This window comes from Moraxella sp. K02, assembly GCF_041154755.1.
In the GTDB taxonomy this organism is placed as follows: Bacteria; Pseudomonadota; Gammaproteobacteria; order Pseudomonadales; family Moraxellaceae; genus Faucicola.
Map to the genome: position 1 here is coordinate 590,915 of NZ_AP031590.1, position 20,274 is coordinate 611,188.

12 protein-coding genes are annotated in these 20,274 nt (G+C 43.8%); 11 read left to right on the forward strand and 1 reads right to left on the reverse strand.

Annotation, left to right across the window (positions count from 1 at the left end):
* Nucleotides 1-21 precede the first annotated feature (21 nt).
* From rplL to ACAM39_RS02740, 4 genes are all read left to right on the forward strand, one after another.
* Nucleotides 22-393 carry a 50S ribosomal protein L7/L12 gene (gene rplL / locus ACAM39_RS02725; protein WP_036597696.1) on the forward strand — a complete coding sequence of 124 codons (372 nt, stop codon included), beginning with the start codon at nt 22-24 and terminating at the stop codon, nt 391-393.
* A 537-nt stretch (nt 394-930) separates the two neighbouring features.
* A complete protein-coding gene (gene rpoB, locus ACAM39_RS02730; protein ID WP_369628143.1) occupies nt 931-5,049 on the forward strand; it encodes a DNA-directed RNA polymerase subunit beta in 4,119 nt (1,372 codons plus the stop codon).
* Nucleotides 5,050-5,194: 145 nt separating this feature from the next.
* Nucleotides 5,195-9,427 (forward strand): DNA-directed RNA polymerase subunit beta', encoded by a 4,233-nt coding sequence (gene rpoC, locus ACAM39_RS02735; RefSeq protein ID WP_369628144.1) that lies wholly within the window; start codon nt 5,195-5,197, stop codon nt 9,425-9,427.
* 86 nt (nt 9,428-9,513) lie between these two features.
* Nucleotides 9,514-10,032: a DUF6586 family protein gene (locus ACAM39_RS02740; protein ID WP_369628145.1), complete on the forward strand. Its 519-nt coding sequence runs from the start codon at nt 9,514-9,516 to the stop codon at nt 10,030-10,032.
* Nucleotides 10,033-10,107: 75 nt separating this feature from the next.
* Here ACAM39_RS02740 and ACAM39_RS02745 read toward each other — a convergent pair whose 3' ends face one another.
* The gene (locus tag ACAM39_RS02745) at nt 10,108-12,834 is read right to left on the reverse strand and encodes a penicillin-binding protein 1A (protein ID WP_369628146.1); all 2,727 of its coding nucleotides are present in this window, start codon (nt 12,832-12,834) and stop codon (nt 10,108-10,110) included.
* Nucleotides 12,835-13,035: 201 nt separating this feature from the next.
* Here ACAM39_RS02745 and ACAM39_RS02750 point away from each other — a divergent pair, with 201 nt between their 5' ends.
* From ACAM39_RS02750 to aroB, 7 genes are all read left to right on the forward strand, one after another.
* Nucleotides 13,036-14,088: a pilus assembly protein PilM gene (locus ACAM39_RS02750; RefSeq protein ID WP_369628147.1), complete on the forward strand. Its 1,053-nt coding sequence runs from the start codon at nt 13,036-13,038 to the stop codon at nt 14,086-14,088.
* Complete coding sequence (locus ACAM39_RS02755) at nt 14,088-14,759, forward strand: PilN domain-containing protein (protein WP_135888357.1); 672 nt, start codon at nt 14,088-14,090, stop codon at nt 14,757-14,759. Before ACAM39_RS02750 ends, ACAM39_RS02755 begins: the two co-directional genes overlap by 1 nt.
* Before the next feature lie 2 nt (nt 14,760-14,761).
* Complete coding sequence (locus ACAM39_RS02760) at nt 14,762-15,511, forward strand: type IV pilus inner membrane component PilO (protein WP_369628148.1); 750 nt, start codon at nt 14,762-14,764, stop codon at nt 15,509-15,511.
* Nucleotides 15,511-16,044 (forward strand): pilus assembly protein PilP, encoded by a 534-nt coding sequence (locus ACAM39_RS02765; protein WP_369628149.1) that lies wholly within the window; start codon nt 15,511-15,513, stop codon nt 16,042-16,044. The genes ACAM39_RS02760 and ACAM39_RS02765 overlap by 1 nt, the downstream gene beginning before the upstream one ends.
* Nucleotides 16,045-16,061: 17 nt before the next feature.
* Complete coding sequence (pilQ, locus tag ACAM39_RS02770; RefSeq protein WP_369628150.1) at nt 16,062-18,416, forward strand: type IV pilus secretin PilQ; 2,355 nt, start codon at nt 16,062-16,064, stop codon at nt 18,414-18,416.
* Between the two features lie 107 nt (nt 18,417-18,523).
* Entirely contained in the window at nt 18,524-19,060 is a 537-nt protein-coding gene (locus tag ACAM39_RS02775) for a shikimate kinase (protein ID WP_160002372.1), read from the forward strand.
* 68 nt (nt 19,061-19,128) lie between these two features.
* Nucleotides 19,129-20,226, forward strand: a complete 1,098-nt coding sequence (gene aroB, locus ACAM39_RS02780) for a 3-dehydroquinate synthase (RefSeq protein ID WP_369628151.1) — start codon at nt 19,129-19,131, stop codon at nt 20,224-20,226.
* The last annotated feature ends 48 nt before the right edge of the window (nt 20,227-20,274 follow it).

Here is a 20,274-nt window from a genome sequence, read left to right on the forward strand (position 1 = left end):
ACTTATTTAGGAATACACATCATGGCATTAACTAACCAAGAAATTCTTGATGCAATCGCTGAAAAATCAGTAATGGAAATTGTAGATCTTATCTCTGCAATGGAAGAAAAATTTGGCGTATCAGCCGCTGCACTAGCAGCAGCACCTGCAGCAGCCGGTGACGCACCTGCAGCAGAAGAAAAAGACGACTTCAACGTTGTATTAACTGGCGCTGGCGACAAGAAAGTAGCTGTTATTAAAGCAGTTCGCGAAATCACTGGCTTGGGCTTAAAAGAAGCTAAAGACCTAGTTGAAGGCGCACCACAAACAGTTAAAGAAGGCGTAGCGAAAGCTGAAGCTGAAGAATTGAAGAAAAAATTAGAAGAAGCAGGCGCATCAGTAGAATTGAAATAATTCTCGCACTTAAGTTTTCTAAACTTCAAAAAGCTATTATTGCACTTGCAATAATAGCTTTTTTTTATTATAATCATTCTCTTGACCTTTCGTGTCTGATTGAACATAAGATGGCACACGCACCAAGGACAGAATTGTTCCATGCAAGTTAGAAAGTCTGGTAATGCGTAAAAAACTTGAGCTAAATACCCCAAAGGTGTTTGGCTTTTTGTCGTCTCTACAGTTTTTGTTTGTATCGATTTTATATTATATTGCCGATTGAGTTATCCATCCTGTGATGATTAACTTATCCGCTGATTGAGCAAGGTTTTAAGATTTCCGTTAGGAAATTGGATTTAAGTTGGTGACTTAAGACTGTAGGGATTGGGTCATCAAATCTTTTAAAAATAGATTCCATCGTTAATAAATGCGCAAAAAACTTAATTTCCTAACAGGAAATGTGGTGATTTGTGGCTTTATCAGTGCATAGCGGTATGAGTGCACTGAAGTATTGATAGATGGGTAGGCATTAACGCTTTGAATGTTTAAGGACTTTTAATGGCATACTCGTATACTGAAAAAAAACGCATTCGTAAAAGTTTTGCAAAGTTGCCCACCGTCATGGACGTGCCATACTTATTGGCCATCCAAGTTGACTCGTATGAGCAATTTTTGCAAGAAAATAAAAAGCCAAAAGGTCGGGAAAACATTGGTTTACAAGCCGCTTTTAATTCTATTTTCCCTATTGAAAGCCATACCGGCAATGCCGAGCTACAATTTGTTGAATATTATCTAGGTACACCAGAATTTGATGTGCGCGAATGTATTTTACGTGGTTCAACCTATGCAGCACCATTACGTGTAAAAATTCGTTTGGTCATCAAAGACAAAGATGTTAAAGACAAAGATGCGAAAGCGGCAATTAAAGATATCCGTGAACAAAGCGTCTATATGGGTGAAATCCCATTGATGACCGAAAATGGTACCTTTGTGATTAATGGTACTGAGCGTGTCATCGTATCGCAACTACACCGTTCACCTGGGGTATTTTTTGACCATGACAAAGGCAAATCACATTCAAGTGGTAAAGTGCTGTATAACGCTCGTATTATTCCTTACCGTGGTTCATGGTTAGACTTTGAATTTGATGCCAAAGATTTGGTGTTTGCTCGTATTGACCGCCGCCGTAAATTATTGGCAACGGTGATTTTGCATGCCATTGGGATGAATACACAGCAAATTTTAGATGCGTTTTATGAAAAAACCCACGTCTATAAAGGTGATGAGCAATTTGAAATCGACCTTGTCACTGACCGTTTACGCGGTGAAATGGCGCAGTTTGAAATCGTTTCACCTGATGGTGAAGTGATTGTCGAACAAGGCAAACGTATCAACGCGCGCGCCATTCGTAAAATCGAACAAGCCGGTATGACTAAATTATCTGTGCCTGATGAATACTTGTATGAACGTATTTTGGCACAAGATATCGTTGTGGATGATGAAGTTATTGCACGCGCTAACCAATTGCTCGATCACGAGACTTTGGTCAAAATTAGCAATAACGGTATTAAAGAATTTGATATTTTATTCACTAACGATATCGATCATGGTTCATACATTGCCGATACACTGCGCGCGGATACCGCGATGAGCCGTGAAGAAGCGTTGATTGAAATCTATAAAGTGATGCGTCCAGGTGAGCCACCAACACTTGATACGGCTGAAAAACTGTTTGAATCGATGTTTTTTAATGCAGACCGCTATGATTTATCAAATGTCGGTCGCATGAAGTTCAACCGTCGTTTGGGCCGAGTCTATGAGCCAACCAATGACCCTGATGTGCAGCGTGAACGCAGTGTATTGACCAACGAAGATATTATTGACGTATTAAAAATGTTGATTGAAATTCGTGATGGTCGTGGGGTAGTGGACGATATTGACCATTTAGGTAATCGCCGGGTTCGTTCAGTCGGTGAGATGACAGAAAATCAATTTCGCGTGGGTTTAGTCCGTGTTGAGCGTGCTGTTAAAGAGCGTCTAAGCTCAGCTGAAACAGATAACTTATCGCCACAAGATTTGATCAACTCAAAACCTGTGGCAGCCGCCATTAAAGAGTTCTTTGGTTCATCACAATTGTCACAGTTTATGGACCAAAACAACCCGTTGTCAGAAATCACCCATAAGCGTCGTGTTTCTGCATTAGGTCCAGGTGGTTTAACACGTGAACGTGCAGGCTTTGAAGTCCGTGACGTACACCAAACCCATTATGGTCGTGTGTGTCCGATTGAAACCCCTGAAGGTCCAAACATCGGTCTAATCAACTCACTAGCTGTCTATGCTAAAACCAATGAATTTGGTTTCCTAGAAACTCCTTATCGTAAAGTAGTTGACGGTAAAGTGACGGATGAAATCGAGTATTTATCAGCGATTGAAGAAGTGGGCACTGTGATTGCACAAGCGGATTCGCCGATTGACCAAAGCGGTCAATTGACAGAGGATTATGTCTCTGTGCGTAACTATGGTGAGTTTGTGCGTATGGCACCAGAGAAAGTGACCCATATGGACGTATCACCGCGTCAGGTTGTGTCTGTGGCAGCAAGTTTAATTCCATTCTTGGAACATGACGATGCTAACCGTGCCTTGATGGGTTCAAACATGCAGCGCCAAGCGGTACCCACTTTACGTTCTGACAAACCACTGGTTGGTACTGGTATGGAGCGTCACGTTGCCCGTGACTCAGGTGTGTGTGTGACTGCCAAACGTGGCGGTGTCATTATGGACGTGGATGCGAGCCGTGTCGTTGTAAAAGTGAATGAAGATGAAATGCAAGCGGGCGAAGCGGGCATTGATATCTATAACTTAATCAAATACACCCGTTCAAACCAAAATACCTGTATTAACCAACGCATTATCGTCAACCAAGGTGATTTCATTGCGCGTGGGGATATCTTGGCAGACGGCCCATCAACCGATTTGGGTGAGTTGGCATTGGGTCAAAACATGCGTGTGGCGTTCATGCCTTGGAACGGTTACAACTTCGAAGACTCAATTTTGTTATCTGAGCGTGTGGTTAAAGAAGATCGTTTTACTACCATCCACATCCAGGAATTGACCTGTGTGGCGCGTGATACCAAATTGGGTACGGAAGAAATCACTGGCGATATTCCAAACGTGGGTGAAGCAGCTCTAGCTAATTTGGATGAAGCAGGTATCGTCTATATTGGTGCAGAAGTACAAGGTGGCGACATCTTAGTAGGTAAAGTGACACCAAAAGGTGAAACCCAGCTCACCCCTGAAGAAAAACTACTTCGTGCAATTTTTGGTGAAAAAGCCGCGGACGTTAAAGATACGTCGTTGCGAGTGCCTTCTTCTACCAAAGGTACGGTGATTGACGTCCAAGTCTTTACCCGTGATGGCGTGGAAAAAGACAGCCGTGCGCAAGCTATCGAAAAAGCCCAGCTTGATAGCTATCGTAAAGACTTAAAAGAAGAATTGCGTATCTTTGAAAACGCCGCACGCGGCCGTATTATTTCATTGCTCGACGGTCAAACTGTGAGTGGTGGCGCGGGCTTAAAATCAGGTACAGTGTTGAGTGAAGCGTCAATGCAAGATATGTCACTTGAAACATTGCTGGATATTCAGCCAACCCAAGAAGATACCGCAGAGCGTTTATCACAAATTGGTGACTTTTTAACCGATAAACAAAAAGAAATCGATGAAAAATTTACTGAGAAAAAACGCAAATTAACGGCAGGTGATGACTTAACGCATGGCGTGCAAAAAATCGTCAAAGTGTACTTGGCAGTAAAACGTCGTATTCAGCCAGGTGACAAAATGGCGGGTCGTCATGGTAACAAAGGGGTGGTATCACGTATTATGCCGATTGAAGACATGCCATATGATGAAAACGGTAACCCAGTGGATGTGGTGTTAAACCCACTAGGCGTACCATCGCGGATGAACGTCGGTCAGATTCTAGAAACTCACTTAGGTGGTGCAGCACGGGGTTTGGGCATCAAAATTGACGAGATGATCAAACAACAAGCAGCAGTTGCTGAGTTACGTGATTTCTTAGACAAAATCTATAACCAAATTGGCGGCGAGCAAGTGGATTTAGGCAGCATCAGTGATGAGGAAATCATTACGATGTCAAAAAATCTACGTGCAGGCGTACCAATGGGTACGGCAGTATTTGATGGCGCTAAAGAACAGCAAATCAAAGGCTTGCTAGAATTAGCGGGTATGCCAACCTCGGGTCAGCAAGTATTGTTTGATGGTCGTACCGGTCAACAGTTTGATCGTCCTGTAACCGTGGGTTATATGTACATGCTCAAACTCAACCACTTGGTTGACGACAAAATGCACGCACGTTCAACGGGTTCTTACTCACTGGTTACCCAGCAGCCATTGGGTGGTAAAGCCCAGTTTGGTGGTCAGCGCTTCGGTGAGATGGAGGTTTGGGCACTTGAAGCTTACGGTGCTGCTTATACATTGCAAGAGATGTTGACGGTGAAATCCGATGACGTCGAAGGTCGTACCCGTATGTATAAAAACATCGTTGATGGTGAACAAAACATGTCAGCCGGTATGCCAGAATCGTTCAACGTATTGACCAAAGAGATTAAGTCATTAGGTATCAATATTGAGTTAAAAGATCATAGCAAAAGTAAAAACTAAGCCGTGATTGTAAGTATGGCGGCTTTAATAAGGTCGCTATACTAAAACTCAATAGTTTACCTTGTTAATGACAAACGAATAAAAATTAACCTTAAATTGAAAGTCAATCTGTAGCGACCTTCAATTTAATCGATGGAGAAGCAGTTTGAAAGACTTATTAGACATCATGAAAAGCCCTGCCGACTCTGGTAACCAAGAGTTCGACAGCATTCAAATTTCTCTTGCCTCACCTGACACCATCAAATCTTGGTCGCATGGGGAAGTTAAAAAGCCTGAAACCATCAACTATCGTACTTTCAAACCAGAACGTGATGGTCTTTTTTGTGCCAAAATTTTTGGACCTGTTAAAGACTACGAATGCTTGTGTGGTAAATACAAACGCCGTAAATTCCAAGGCGTGATCTGTGAAAAATGTGGCGTTGAAGTGACCGCCGCCAAAGTACGCCGCGATCGTATGGGTCACATTGAGCTAGCAAGCCCAGTTGCGCATATTTGGTTCTTAAAATCATTACCAAGCCGTATCGGTCTATTACTTGATATGACTTTACGTGATATCGAGCGCGTATTGTATTTTGAAAGCTATGTAGTGACTGACGCAGGTTTAACTAGCCTTGAAAAATATCAGTTGCTCGATGATGAAGATTACTTCAAAGCTCTTGAAGAGTTTGGTGATGAGTTCACTGCAAAAATGGGTGCTGAAGCGGTTCAAGACTTGCTGCGTGATATTGACGTGGATTTGGAAATCGACCAGTTACGTGAAGAAATTCCGAATACAGGTTCAGAAACCAAACTTAAAAAAATGTCAAAACGCCTAAAATTGCTTGAGTCATTCCGTGATTCAAACAATAAGCCTGAGTGGATGGTAATGACGGTGTTACCTGTATTGCCACCTGATTTGCGTCCATTGGTACCGCTTGAAGGGGGTCGTTTTGCCACTTCAGACTTAAATGACTTATACCGCCGCGTCATTAACCGTAACAACCGTTTAAAACGCTTGTTAGAGCTCAATGCGCCTGACATCATCGTACGTAACGAAAAACGTATGTTACAAGAGTCAGTGGATGCGCTGCTTGACAATGGTCGCCGCGGTCGTGCGATTACAGGTAGCAACAAACGTCCTTTGAAATCTTTAGCCGATATGATTAAAGGTAAACAAGGTCGTTTCCGTCAAAACCTTCTTGGTAAACGTGTTGACTATTCAGGTCGTTCGGTCATTACAGTGGGTCCATACCTGCGTCTACACCAATGTGGCTTGCCTAAAAAAATGGCACTTGAACTGTTCAAACCCTTTACTTATGCCAAACTTTTGCAAAATGGCATCGCGACTACTATCAAAGCCGCTAAGAAAATGGTTGAGCGTGAAGAACCGGCAGTGTGGGATATGCTTGCCAGCGTGATTCGTGAACACCCAGTGCTACTGAACCGTGCACCGACCCTCCATCGTTTGGGTTTACAAGCATTTGAGCCTGTACTGATTGAAGGTAAAGCAATTCAGCTACATCCCCTAGTTTGTAGCGCGTTCAACGCCGACTTTGATGGTGACCAAATGGCGGTACACGTACCGTTAACTTTGGAGGCCCAGCTTGAAGCCCGTGCCTTGATGATGTCAACCAACAACATCTTGTCACCTGCCAATGGTGAGCCAATCATCACGCCATCACAAGACGTGGTATTGGGGTTGTATTACATCAGCCGCTCGCACATCAATGCCAAAGGCGAAAACATGACTTTCTCAAACGTGAAAGAAGTGTATCGCGCGCTAGGTACTGGTGATTTAAGCGTCAATGCGAAAATTAAAGTACGTATTGAAGAAACCACGTATGACGAAGAAGGCAATGCCAATACCGTTACCAAAATGGTTGATACCGTTGCGGGTCGCTGTTTAATTTGGAATATTACCCCAAAAGGTATGAGCTTTGATGAAGTCAACAAAGAGATGACTAAGAAAAACATCGCTCGCCTTATCAATTCTTGCTACCGCAAAATGGGCGTGAAAGACAGCGTCATGTTTGCTGACCAATTGATGTATTTGGGTTTTGCCCAAGCGACGTTGTCAGGTGTATCTATTGGTATGGAAGATATGCTCATTCCACCTACCAAAAACAAAATCATCGAAGCGGCGGATGCGGAAGTTCGTGAGATTGAAAGCCAGTTTGAACAAGGCTTCGTGACCGCGGGTGAACGTTATAACAAAGTCATTGATATTTGGTCACGTACCAATGACCAAATCGCCAAAGCGATGATGGATAACCTATCACAAGATACCGTTGTCAATAGCCAAGGTGAAGCGGAAAAAGAAAAATCGTTTAACTCGATTTATATCATGTCGGATTCAGGGGCGCGTGGTAGTGCCGCACAGATTCGTCAGTTGGCAGGTATGCGTGGTCTGATGGCAAAACCAGACGGCTCGATTATTGAAACCCCAATTAAAGCTAACTTCCGTGAAGGCTTAAGCGTTTTACAGTACTTTATCTCGACGCACGGTGCCCGTAAAGGTCTAGCTGATACGGCACTCAAAACAGCAAACTCAGGTTACTTAACCCGTCGTTTGGTTGACGTTGCACAAGATTTGGTTATCACCCAGCCTGATTGTGGTACCGATAAAGGTATCTTGATGAAGCCACACATTGAGGGTGGTGAAATCATTGAACAATTGGCTGACCGCGTGCTAGGTCGAGTTACCGCCAAAGATGTGATGTCAAATAAAACAGGCGAACTAGCCATCCCATCAGGTACCCTGCTGGATGAGCATTGGGTAAAAGTACTTGATGAACATGGTATTGACGAAGTTTGGGTACGTTCTGTGATTACTTGTGAAGTGCCACATGGTGTCTGTTCACAATGTTATGGTCGTGACTTAGCACGTGGTCACCGCGTCAATATTGGTGAGTCTGTGGGTGTCATGGCAGCGCAATCAATCGGTGAGCCGGGTACCCAGCTAACCATGCGTACCTTCCACGTGGGTGGTGCCGCGAGCGCCGCAGCCGTGGAAAACAGTATTCAGGTTAATAAAGGCGGTACTGTTCGCTTCCAAAACTTGAAATCTGTAAGCCATGCCGACGGTCATTTGGTGGTAGTTTCTCGCTCTGCAGAAATTAGTATTACCGATGAATTGGGCCGTGAGCGTGAGCGCTATAAAGCACCGTATGGTTCGTCAATTCTAGTGGCTGATGGAACTGAAGTTACCCCAGGTCAAACCATTGGTAAATGGGATCCGCATACCCATCCAATCATTACCGAGGTATCAGGTACCGCACGCTTTAGCGAAATCACCGATGGCTTAACCGCCACCATGAAAATCGATGAAGCAACAGGCATGAGCTCATACGAAATCTTAGCGACCAAAGACCGCCCAAGCTCGGGTAAAGATTTACGTCCTGCGATTATCCTTGATACTAAAGAGGGTAAAGAAGTGGTGTATTTCTTACCACAGCAAACCATCATTCGTGTGCGTGAAGGCGATGAGGTAACAACAGGTTCGATTTTAGGTCGTGTACCACAAGAATCATCAGGTACCAAAGATATTACCGGTGGTCTACCACGTGTTGCTGACTTGTTTGAAGCGCGTCGTCCAAAAGATCATGCGATTATGGCGGAAATGAGTGGTACAGTAAGCTTTGGTAAAGACACCAAAGGTAAAAACCGCTTTATCATCACCAATGATGATGGCGAAGTGCATGAAGAGTTGATTCCAAAATGGCGTCAAATCAACGTGTTTGAGGGTGAACGTGTTGAGCGTGGTGAGGTGATTGCCGATGGTCCACAAAACCCGCACGATATCTTACGCTTAAAAGGTGAAACTGAGCTTGCCAATTACATCGTCAATGAAGTACAAGACGTTTACCGCTTACAAGGGGTAAAAATCAACGACAAGCATATTGAAGTGATTATTCGTCAGATGCTACGTAAAGTTGAAGTTACCGATGGAGGTGACTCAAGCTACTTCAAAGGTGACCAAGCTGAATACGCTGATATCGTCGCCATGAACAAAAAACTCGACGAAGAGAACAAGTTCCCAGTCAAGTTTGACCGTTTATTGCTCGGTATCACCAAAGCCTCATTGGCAACTGAAAGCTTTATTTCTGCGGCGTCATTCCAAGAAACAACGCGCGTATTGACGGCGGCAGCAGTTACTGGCAAGATTGATGACTTACGCGGTCTAAAAGAAAACGTGGTTGTCGGTCGCTTGGTCCCATCAGGTACTGGTCTAGCTTACCATGCCCAGCGTCTAGAGAGCGGTAAAACCACCGCCACAGAAGCTACTGAAAATCAGCAGCTAGAAGCATTAGACACCTTGTTTGCCGAAAACATGGAGCCTGCGTCAATGTCATTTGAAGACAAATTTGCTGAAGAGTTTAATAGCCAAGATGCAAAATAATCGTTAATCAGTCATAAAAAGGCCGGTGCTTGCAACTGGCCTTTTTTTTCATCAAAATATCCGTATCAAATGTCTAAGGAAACAATATGGCAGGTCGTGTTGCACGTTATCAAGCAGATAGAACCAATCAAAAAATGTATTTTTGCCGAATTTATTGTCAGCAAGCTGAGCAGACCCAGAAGGGTCAGTTACAAGAGGCGCATATAGAGAGCGCGCTTATGCATTTGTACAGCGGGTATTTGGCATTTTTACAGGAAGTAGCACGCTATTATAATTTAACTATGCTAAACCCCAGTCTGCAATCAATTAGTGATGCGTTGGAAACTAAAACCCAAGTATCACCTGAAGTCATGCGGTTAAAGCAACTATTAGCTAATGATTATTTGGGCGATATCGAAAAAGCATGGCAGCAAATTATCTATAAACCTGTGCCCCAAAACCTCGGCAATGAGAGTGATGAAAGCAACAAAAATGCTAAACTGCCAGTGATTGATGTTATGGCAAGCCCATCAAGTACCAATATTTCAGTCGATATGATTCGCCAATGGCGTGGCGATTTGGTTGATACTATCGATAGTTTGCGAGAAGGGATGATTGAATTTTAATTGTTTAATCAACCTTGGTGCTTAGCAAAGACCATAAAAAAGCTCGATAATTAATCGAGCTTTTTTATTAACGACTCATTCATTCAGTGGTTTATTGCTATTTAACTGAGCGTAGTTGATATTGTTACCCGTCGTGGGCATCGGCACGGATGCTTGTTCCTCAGGGCGTTTTCGGGTAACCGCTTGCGGGGGTTTACTGTCATCACTGGTGATTTCATTGCCCTTGCTATCGACGCGTCTAGTACCATTGTCAGTAAGCTCAATGGTTTCCTGCTCTTGTTTTTTGGATTTGGCGCGATTATTCACTGATACCCATTCCACAGGTTGACCTTTGAGCATTTTAGAGGTGAAATCCATCCAAATAGGTAGCGCCGCCACGCCACCAAATTCTTTTTTACCCATACCGATCGGTTGGTCAAAACCGACCCAAACTGTCGTCACCATTCTAGGGTGGATACCAGCAAACCACGCATCTTTGGCATCATTGGTAGTACCTGTCTTGCCACCTACATCTGAGCGACCTAACGCCCGCGCCTTAATCGCGGTACCGCGCTGGATGACATCACGTAAGATATTCGCCATTTGGAATGCCACATTAGAAGAAAGAATACGGGGCGCTTGCTGCGCTGCAATATACTGAATAGGCATGGGTTTTAGCTTATCAGTGTCGGGACCTGCATCATATAACTGCGCTTCAAGGGACGCTTGGCGTGCTAGCATTTGCTGAGTGCTAGCTTCTAATGCCGCTTCTTCTTTGCTAATTTTTTTCTTATCTTGTTTGTCTAAATTTTCTGGTTCTTTGGTTTTAGCCAGTGGGTTTGCGTTGAATAAATCAGATTTTTCAGTCGCTTTATCGCCTGCTTGCATGTTTTTACTTTGACCACTTAACAAAGCAGTTTGTTGTTCTTGGAATGCTGTTAAGTTGTCTTCATTGGTTTGCTGTAAATCATTGTTAAAGCATACTGCACAGGCTTGTTTTGGGTTGGCTTGGTATTGCAGCTTACCGTTGTAGTCAAAAATCTGCTGAATAAAATAAGGTTGAATACGGTGACCGCCATTGGCAAAGGTCGCATAGCCCGTAGCCATCTGTAATGGGGTCGCTTCACCAGAACCGAGTGCCAATGATAACGTGTTTGGCATGCGTTCTTTTTCCAACCCAAATTCATTGAGTAGCTCACGTGTATCAGAGATACCCGCTGAACGTAGCACTCGAATCGATACTAGGTTGCGCGATAGGTATAAACCTTTACGCAGTGGAATCATCCCCAAATTGCGCCCATCTGAGTTCTTGGGTTTCCAAGAACCGACGGTCAATGGATCATCAGATATCATGGTATCTGGGCTAAAGCCTTTTTCTAGGGCAGTGGTGTAGACTAATGGCTTGATGGTTGAGCCTGGTTGGCGATAGCCTTGAATGGCGCGGTTAAATTTACTTTTATTAAAATCAAAGCCACCAACGACCGCAAGTAACGCGCCAGTTTCTGGATTGACCGATACTAGGCTGCCTTCAACGGCTGGAATTTGCACCAAGCTCCAACTGGTGTTGTCAGCATTTGATGTGACATACACAATATCATGCAGGTTAACGATGTTGTTTGAGATAAATGCTGAGTTCGGATTGCGATAGTGCAATGTCGCCCAGCGCATGTTTGACCAAGGCACTTTAATCTGGGTACCGTCTTTCATGACCGCATCAAAGCCATTGCCAGGATAGACTTTGGTGACTTCAACCGGATAAAAAGAATGGATAACCGGGAAATTGGCAAGCTTGCCAAGTTTTTCTTTATCTTTTGTATTAGCAGGGGCGCCGCGCCAACCGTGGCGGCGATCATACGCAAATAGACCGCGTTTAATGGCGTTTTCTGCAATTTCTTGTGCTTCGCTATTAATGGTAAGCTTCACACGCCAGCCCGAATTGATGACAGCTTCGCCATATTGCTCTACCAATGAGGCACGGGTCATTTCCGCCAAATACGGTAAGTTTTTATCAAGCTTTGCTTGGTATAGGCGCAGTCCGATGGGTGCGGCAACCGCTTCGTCGTGTTGCACTTGGCTAATTGCGCCATTTTTAAGCATCTGACCCAAAATCCAGTTGCGCCGCTCTAACGCGCGCTCAGGGTTGGCAACAGGATTGTATTTGGATGGCGCTTTTGGCAGACCGGCAATCATTGCCATTTCAGCAATGGTTAGGTTATTTAATGATTTACTATAATATTGCTTAGCGGCAGCTTTAATCCCATACGCACCTTGACCCAAATAGATTTTATTAACATATAAGGTCATGATGTCTTGTTTGGATAGCTTTTCTTCAATTTTACGGGCTAAAAATAACTCCGTTAATTTACGATTCAGGGTACGTTCGGAGGATAAAAAATAATTTTTGGCAACCTGCTGGGTAATCGTTGACCCACCTGTCTGGCTATCCTCGCTCACCGCTTCGGTCAGTGCGCGCCCAATGCCCTTAATACTGATACCACTGTGCTGAAAAAATGACGAATCTTCGGCCGCTAAAAAAGCATTAACCATATTTTTGGGAATTTGCTCATAACTCACTGGCAGAGACATATCATTACCGTATTGACCAATTAATTGGTTGTCCTCGGTATAGATTTGTAGTGGCATTGACAGCTTGGCTTTTTTAAGGTCGTCTAAGCTTGGCAGGCTAGGTGATATATACATCGCCATACCATAAAAACCGATGGGGAAAGCTAATACCAAAATAAAAAGAAACGCTAAAATTGCAACCAAGAGATTGAGTAAAAATTTCATCCAAGTAAAGGTAGCAGCAGTCGACTGGGTCATAAAGTCATTAGCTCAAAGCAAAATAAAGCCCCATTATACCTAAAAAAATTTGAGTTCTGTGAAAAATCTATTTTGCTTTTATATTGTTTTTAAGCCATCTAATAAATTAGTCATAACTAAAGGTTGAATCTCTAAAGTTTCTAAAGTATTGTAGCGTAGTAAAAATCACGTTACCGAACTTAGTATACAAGGAACAAACTTGTGAGGTTATTTACAAAAAACAACAAGCTAGTCGTTGGGGTAGATATCACCACCACTGCGATAAAAATGGTTGAAATAACACGGCAGCAAGGTCTATTTCATTTAAGAAATTACGGCATTGAACCGTTACCCCGCGGTGCAGTTGTGGATAAAAATATTGTAGATATTGACGCGGTCAGTGACGCCCTCGCAAGATTATCCCGTGGTAGCGGTTTTTCTAGTAAACATATCGCGACAGCCGTATCAGGGTCTTCGGTCATTAGCAAAATTATTGAGATGGAAGCGGATCTCACAGAGCTTGAAAGAGAATCTCGTATCCGTCTGGATGCTGACCAATATATTCCCTATCCTTTATCAGAAGTTAATTTAGATTTTGAAGTGATAGGTCCTTCAGCCACGCCTGATATGTGTAAGGTATTGTTAGTTGCTTCTCGCACTGAAAACGTCGACCAGCGTGTCGATGCGGGTGCTTTGGCGGGAATGGAAACTAAAATTGTGGATGTAGAGGCTTACGCAGTTGAACGCGCCTTTCAATTAATGGTCGATAGCTTGCCAGGTCAACCTGAGCATGTAGCCCTCATTGATATCGGGCACAGCCAAACCACACTTTATATTGCAAAAGACGGGGAGTTTGTGTACAGCCGTGAACAGCTTTTTGGTGGCGCCCAGTTAACTGAAAGTATTCAAAGCCGTTATGGTTTGACGTTCGAGGAGGCGATGATTAATAAGCGCACCCTGTCATTGCCAGATGATTACTATACGGATGTATTAATGCCATTTTTAGATGCCATTGTGCAGCAAATCACCCGCTCGCTGCAGTTTTATTTTTCATCCAGCCAAAATAGCCAAGTAGATTATATTTTGTTGGGTGGGGGCAGTGCCAGCATTGCGGGTCTAGCAAGCATGGTTGAACAAAAACTTGGTACCCGCACAGGTATTGCCAATGCATTTTCAAATATGACGATTAATAACCATATCAACACTGAATTACTGATTATGGACGCGCCAAGCTTAATAGCGGCTTGTGGCTTGGCGTTACGGAGTTTTGATTAATGGCAAAGATTAATTTACTTCCTTGGCGTCAAGAACTTCGAGAACGTAGAAACCGTGAGTTTATGACTTTAGTGGTTGCGGTATTGTTTTTATCGCTACTCGGTGCCTTTGCAGCATGGAGTTACTATAAAAATACCCTAGAAAACCAGCAGCTTGCTAATGAACGCATCAAACAAGAAAACGCTAATTTGGACAAGGCGTTAAAAGAAATCGAAACCCTTGAGCAGCAGCGTGATGATATCATCGCGCGTATGAAAGTGATTCAAGACTTGCAAGGTCGTCGCCCTGTGCCTGTTCGTATTTGGGACGATATTGCCAGAATTATCCCCGCACAAATGTATTTAACCAGCATGAAGCGTGAAGCTGATACCATCACCTTTACCGGTCAAGCCGACAACCCGAATGTGATTTCAACATTTATACGCAGTCTTGATGGAACCCAGTGGTTAGAAAAATCGGCGGTGGTCAGTATACAGCAGCCCAATGCAGTGGCTTATCAAGCCCCCACACCCGCACCCGCTGCCGGTAACATCAGCGCTAGCAGTACCAGCGCAACATTACCAGAAGCCAATTACGTGACTTTTGTGGTAACAACCATGGTTAAGCAAACCGACGTCGCCAGTGCCACCGCTGCAAGTGGCGTTGCAGCAAGTGCGAGTAAGGAGAAATAACGGTGAAATTAACCAATCCGCTAAAAAGACCGAGACTCGTCAAAAAACCTGTTCAAATTACCGCAAAAAAATCGTTTGATGTTAAAGCCTTCGCCGAGAGCTTTAAATCACTAGACCAAAACAATTATGGTAGCTGGCCTGTGCCTGTTAAGGTTACCGTCTTGCTATTTATGGTCGCTGTTATCGCCTTTTTAACTTGGTTTTTACCGATTAGTACCAAACGTGAGGAGATTGCCGCTGCCGAAGCGGAGCAGCAAACCTTGCTCGATCAATATCGCCAAAAAGAATCCAAAGCACGTCATTTAAAAGAATATCAAGCGCAAGTATTAAAAATGCAGTCTGATTTTAAAGAACTGCTCAATCAATTACCCAAAGACACCCGTATTTCTGACCTAGTGGATGGGATTAATATGGTTGGTGTGGGCAGCAATGTCAAATTTCAGGATATCAAAGTTGAGCCAGAAGTGTCGCAAGAGTTCTTTATTGAGCAGCCAATTCGTATTGCCGCTTTAGGAGATTATCACCAATTTGGGTCATTCATTAGTGGGCTTGCTAAACTACCTCGCATTATTACCTTACATGACTTTGAAGTCACCAACCCTAGTCCTAGCCTAGACAAGCTACCAGAAACCAATCTTGTTTTGAACGTTAAAACTTATCGTTCAAAAGAGCTAACTGAAGAAGAATTGAAAAAGGCACAAAAAGATAATCAAAAAAATCCAGCTGGGTCTGACAATAAAGGAAGCAAATAATGGCAATAAATAAAAAATCGCTCACTATTTGCTTAGCGCTATTAGCCCTCTTATCTGGCTGTACCGACCGTGTCGGTTTGGCAGAGCAACAAATGCAGGACATCCGTCAACAGCCGGCGCAACCGGTAAAGCCACCACCGACACCTGAAGTGGTACAAGAGTTTAATTACAGCGCTTCACAGCTGCGTAGCCCATTTATGCCGCCCAGTTTAATGCTGCAAGCCAATCAAGTACAGCAAATGCAAGGAGTCAGACCTGATGTAACCCGACTCAAAGAGCCGCTTGAACAATTTGAGTTGAATGAGCTTACCTATAAAGGTACGATGGTGTCATCATCTGGCGAGGTATATGGTCTTGTTCAACGCCCAGATGGCGGCATTGCCAGTGTCAAAGTGGGTAATTATATGGGTAAAAATGATGGGCGTATTGCAGAGATTACGCCAACCCAAATTAACTTAATTGAAATCATACCAGACAGTCGTGTCGGCTATGTCGAAAAACCAAACTCAATTGTTGCCGCAGTTAGTCAATAAAACAAAGGGATAACTCAATGAATTTTAATGCCTATCCATTTCGAACTTCAACGTCTAAGCTAGCGGTAGCGATGAGTGCGATGTTAGTATCTAGCAGCGTGTTTGCAGCTGATACCATTAGAAATATCTCGGTTACCACGCCGAGCGCTATGTTAACAGAGCTCAATATCGACTTTGCTAATAGTGCTGTGACCCCGACGGCTTATGAACTTGTCTCACCTACACGACTGGTGTTGGATTTTCCCAATGTGAATAATCAAATTTCATCACGGATGCAAACTTATAACAAAGGCTATGTCAACAATGTCACCACGCTGACCAATGACAGTATGACACGTATGATTATTGAACTGTCAAATCAAGCAACCTATAGTACGCGTGTGGTCAATAATCGCCTCGTTGTCTCCATGCAGCCGAAGGGAAGCACCCCTGCAGTAACCACCGTAGCTACCAATCCAGCAATCGTTTCACCTGTGGTGACTACCCCCGTCGTTGTGAGTCAGCCCGCAGTAGTAGCGCCTGCTGTCGTCGTGACTGAACCTGTTCCTGCCCCTGTGATTGTCACGCCGCCGCCTGTGGTCGTGCAAACGCCACCACCTGTTGCCGTCGTGACCCAAACACCAAAAGTCGCGCCACCCGCCAATACCATGGTAGTCAAAGTCAATCCTTTATTAAATCCTGCTGCCGCGGTTGTTCAACAATATAACTATGATGGTCTAGCGGCGATTAATTTTAATGGTACCTCGAACGGCGGCGGTAATATTAGCGTTAATTTGGTAAATGACAGTATCCCTGTGGATGTGCAGCGCATGGGTGACGAGTTAGTCATTCGTCTGACAGGCGCCACCATTCCCAGTCGCCTCCAAAAACAAATGACCGTAGGTAATGGCTTGGTGCGTGATGTTATCGCAACCAACCAAGGACGCAATGGCGTGATTCGTGTTGCCATGACAGGCGATTATGACTATAAAGCCTTTCAAACAGGCAATCAGCTAAATATCAATATCGATCCCCCCAAACGTCTGCGCGAGCCGACTATTGAAGAACGTACCTACAGCGGGGCACCTTTATCACTAGAGTTTCAAGATGTCAGCGTGCGGACGATTTTAGAAGTGTTGGCACAACATACCAATACCAATATTGTTGCCAGTGACAGCGTCAGTGGTAATATTACCTTGCGTCTGATTAACGTGCCTTGGGATCAAGCCTTAGATATTATCCTAAAAAGTAAAAATTTGGATAAACGGGTTAATGGTAATGTGATTTGGGTGGCACCGGCGGCAGAACTTGCCAAACAAGAAGCCGATGAGTTAAAAGCGCAACAAGAGAAAAAAGTGTTAGATCCACTGCGTACCGAATATATCCGACTCAACTATGCCAAAGCAGAAAATGTACGAACACTGATTGAAGCAGGTAGAGCAACATCCGATCGTTCTAGTGGCAGCAGCTCATTGTTAACAGACAGAGGTACAGTCACAATCGATAGCAGAACCAACACCTTAATTGTTAAAGACACCGCTGAAACCATCAGCAACATCCGTGATTTGATTAGTAAAATCGATATCGCCGTCAAACAAGTGATGATTGAAGCTCGTATTGTGAGTGCGACAGACACCTTTAGTAAAGAACTTGGGGTGAAATGGGGAATTTTATCGCAAGGCGCGGCAAGTAATCGCAACCTGCTAGTGGGTGGTAATTTAAGTACCATTGATAACCTTAAGACTTATACCACGGCTACGAATGCCGATGGTACTACCTATCCAGTCTATAGTGGTCTCACTGCCGCTAATAACCTCAGTGTCAATTTGGGGGCAACCAACGCCGCAGGCTCGATTGCCTTTGGCTTGTTGAGCATTTCAGATTTACTATTAGATTTAGAATTGTCAGCCATGCAAGCGGATAACAAAGGTGAAGTCATCTCCAGTCCAAAAGTGCTAACCGCCGACAAACAAACCGCCAAAATCATGTCAGGCACACAAATCCCTTATCAAGAAGCCTCTGCCAGTGGGGCGACCTCAACGAGCTTTATCGAAGCGGCATTGAGTCTTGAAGTGACCCCTAATATTACCCCTGAAGGTCGTATTGGTCTGGATTTGAGTATTGAAAATGGTTCACCAACCATCATCAATGGTGCGACAGCGGTTTCTAAAGATTCGATTAAAACCAATGTAGTCGTCGATGATGGTCAAACGGTTGTGCTCGGTGGCGTTTTTAAAAATACCTTAGGTAACGATGTGACTAAAATCCCTTTCTTAGGGGATTTACCTTATGTTGATCGCTTCTTTAAACGCACCTCAAAAAGCAATAACAAGCAAGAATTATTGATTTTTGTGACCCCAAAATTGGTGAATGACACGGGTCGTATCAATTAATTGACACCGCAACAGACGTTTTGTATAACAAAATAGTCTTATAGCGCATTGCCACAAATCACAGTATAATGTTTTCAATATATTATAGAGTGATTTGTGGTTTTTTTATGGAGTGTAATCAACCTAAGCCGTTAATTATTTTGATTGGTCCAATGGGTGCGGGTAAGACCACAATTGGTAAACTGTTGGCGCAGCAACTTGGATTTACGTTTTATGACAGTGATCAGGAGATAGAACGCGTCTCAGGTGCCAGTATTAGCTGGATTTTTGAGAAAGAGGGTGAAGTAGGGTTTCGTCAACGCGAAACACGTGTGCTTGATAAACTAACCCAGCTCGATCATATCGTACTAGCCACAGGCGGTGGGGCAGTTACTATCGCTGAAAATCACCATTTTTTAAAACGTGGTATAATCATCTATCTGCGGGCAGAAGTTGACATTCAATATGAACGCACTTGTCGTGACCGTAACCGTCCGTTATTACAAATAGACAATCCTAAGCAAAAGCTAACCGAGCTTTTTTGTAAACGTGACCCAATTTATCAGCAGCTTGCCGACATCACCATTGTTACGGGTCATAGCTCCCCAAAAAAAATGGTTCATGATATTTTGCTGCAATTGCAAGACGCCAATATAACCGTCTAAATGTAGCACTGTAGATATGACAAGCTAATTGATGACAACCTGCTAGATGCCAAAAAGATAACATTGATATGAGTACTGCCATGCGCCGTGAGTTAATTGTCCATACACGTTCACACGACTATCCCATTTTTATTGGGGAAAATCTCATCGAAACCTTTGAGTTTGCTGACTATATTGGCGGCAAACAAGTATTGGTTGTAACCAATGAGACAGTTGCACCCCTATATCTTGATAAACTCGTCGCACGTCTGCCTGCAGATAAACTCATTAAGACTTGTATTTTACCTGATGGTGAGCAATATAAAACCCAGCAAAGCATTGACCGTATTTATGATCAGTTGATGGAAAATCATTTTAACCGTGACTGTACGCTGATTGCCCTTGGCGGTGGCGTCATTGGTGATATGGTAGGTTTTGCGGCAGCAAGTTTTATGCGCGGTGTGGATTTTATCCAAATCCCCACAACGTTGTTATCGCAAGTGGATTCTAGCGTGGGCGGCAAAACAGGCATCAATCATCGCTTGGGCAAAAATATGATTGGCGCGTTTTGGCAGCCGCGTCTTGTTTTGGCAGATATGACCACCTTAAAGACCTTGCCACCGCGTGAATTATCAGCAGGGTTAGCGGAAGTCATTAAATACGCGTTAATCGGCGACGTGGCGTTTTTGGCTTGGCTTGAAACCCATATAACGTCGTTACGCGCGCTCGATTTGAATTTATTAGCCCAAGCGGTACTGATTTCTTGCCAGCATAAAGCAGATATTGTGGCGCAAGATGAGTTTGAAGCTAATACACGCGCGCTACTTAATTTTGGTCATACCTTTGGTCATGTGATTGAAACGCATGAAGGTTATGGCAATTGGCTGCACGGTGAAGCAGTCGCGGTAGGTATGATTCAAGCGATGCAGTTGTCACAAAAACAAGGGTGGCTTAGCGCCGACGATGTTGACAGAGCCAGTGCTTTAATCGCCTGTGCTGATTTACCCACCCATCCGCCAGTCATTGAGGTGGACACAGCACTGGATTTGATGGGGCATGATAAAAAAGTCAAATCTGGCAAAATTCGTCTCGTATTACTAGAACAATTGGGACAAGCGGTATTGACGTCAGCGTATGATCCAGCGTTACTGACAGACGTGCTGGCTTTGACTGACAAACCTAATTGATATAAATTTTATAGATGGGTTAAAGCGTCCTATCGGGCGTTAACCTTA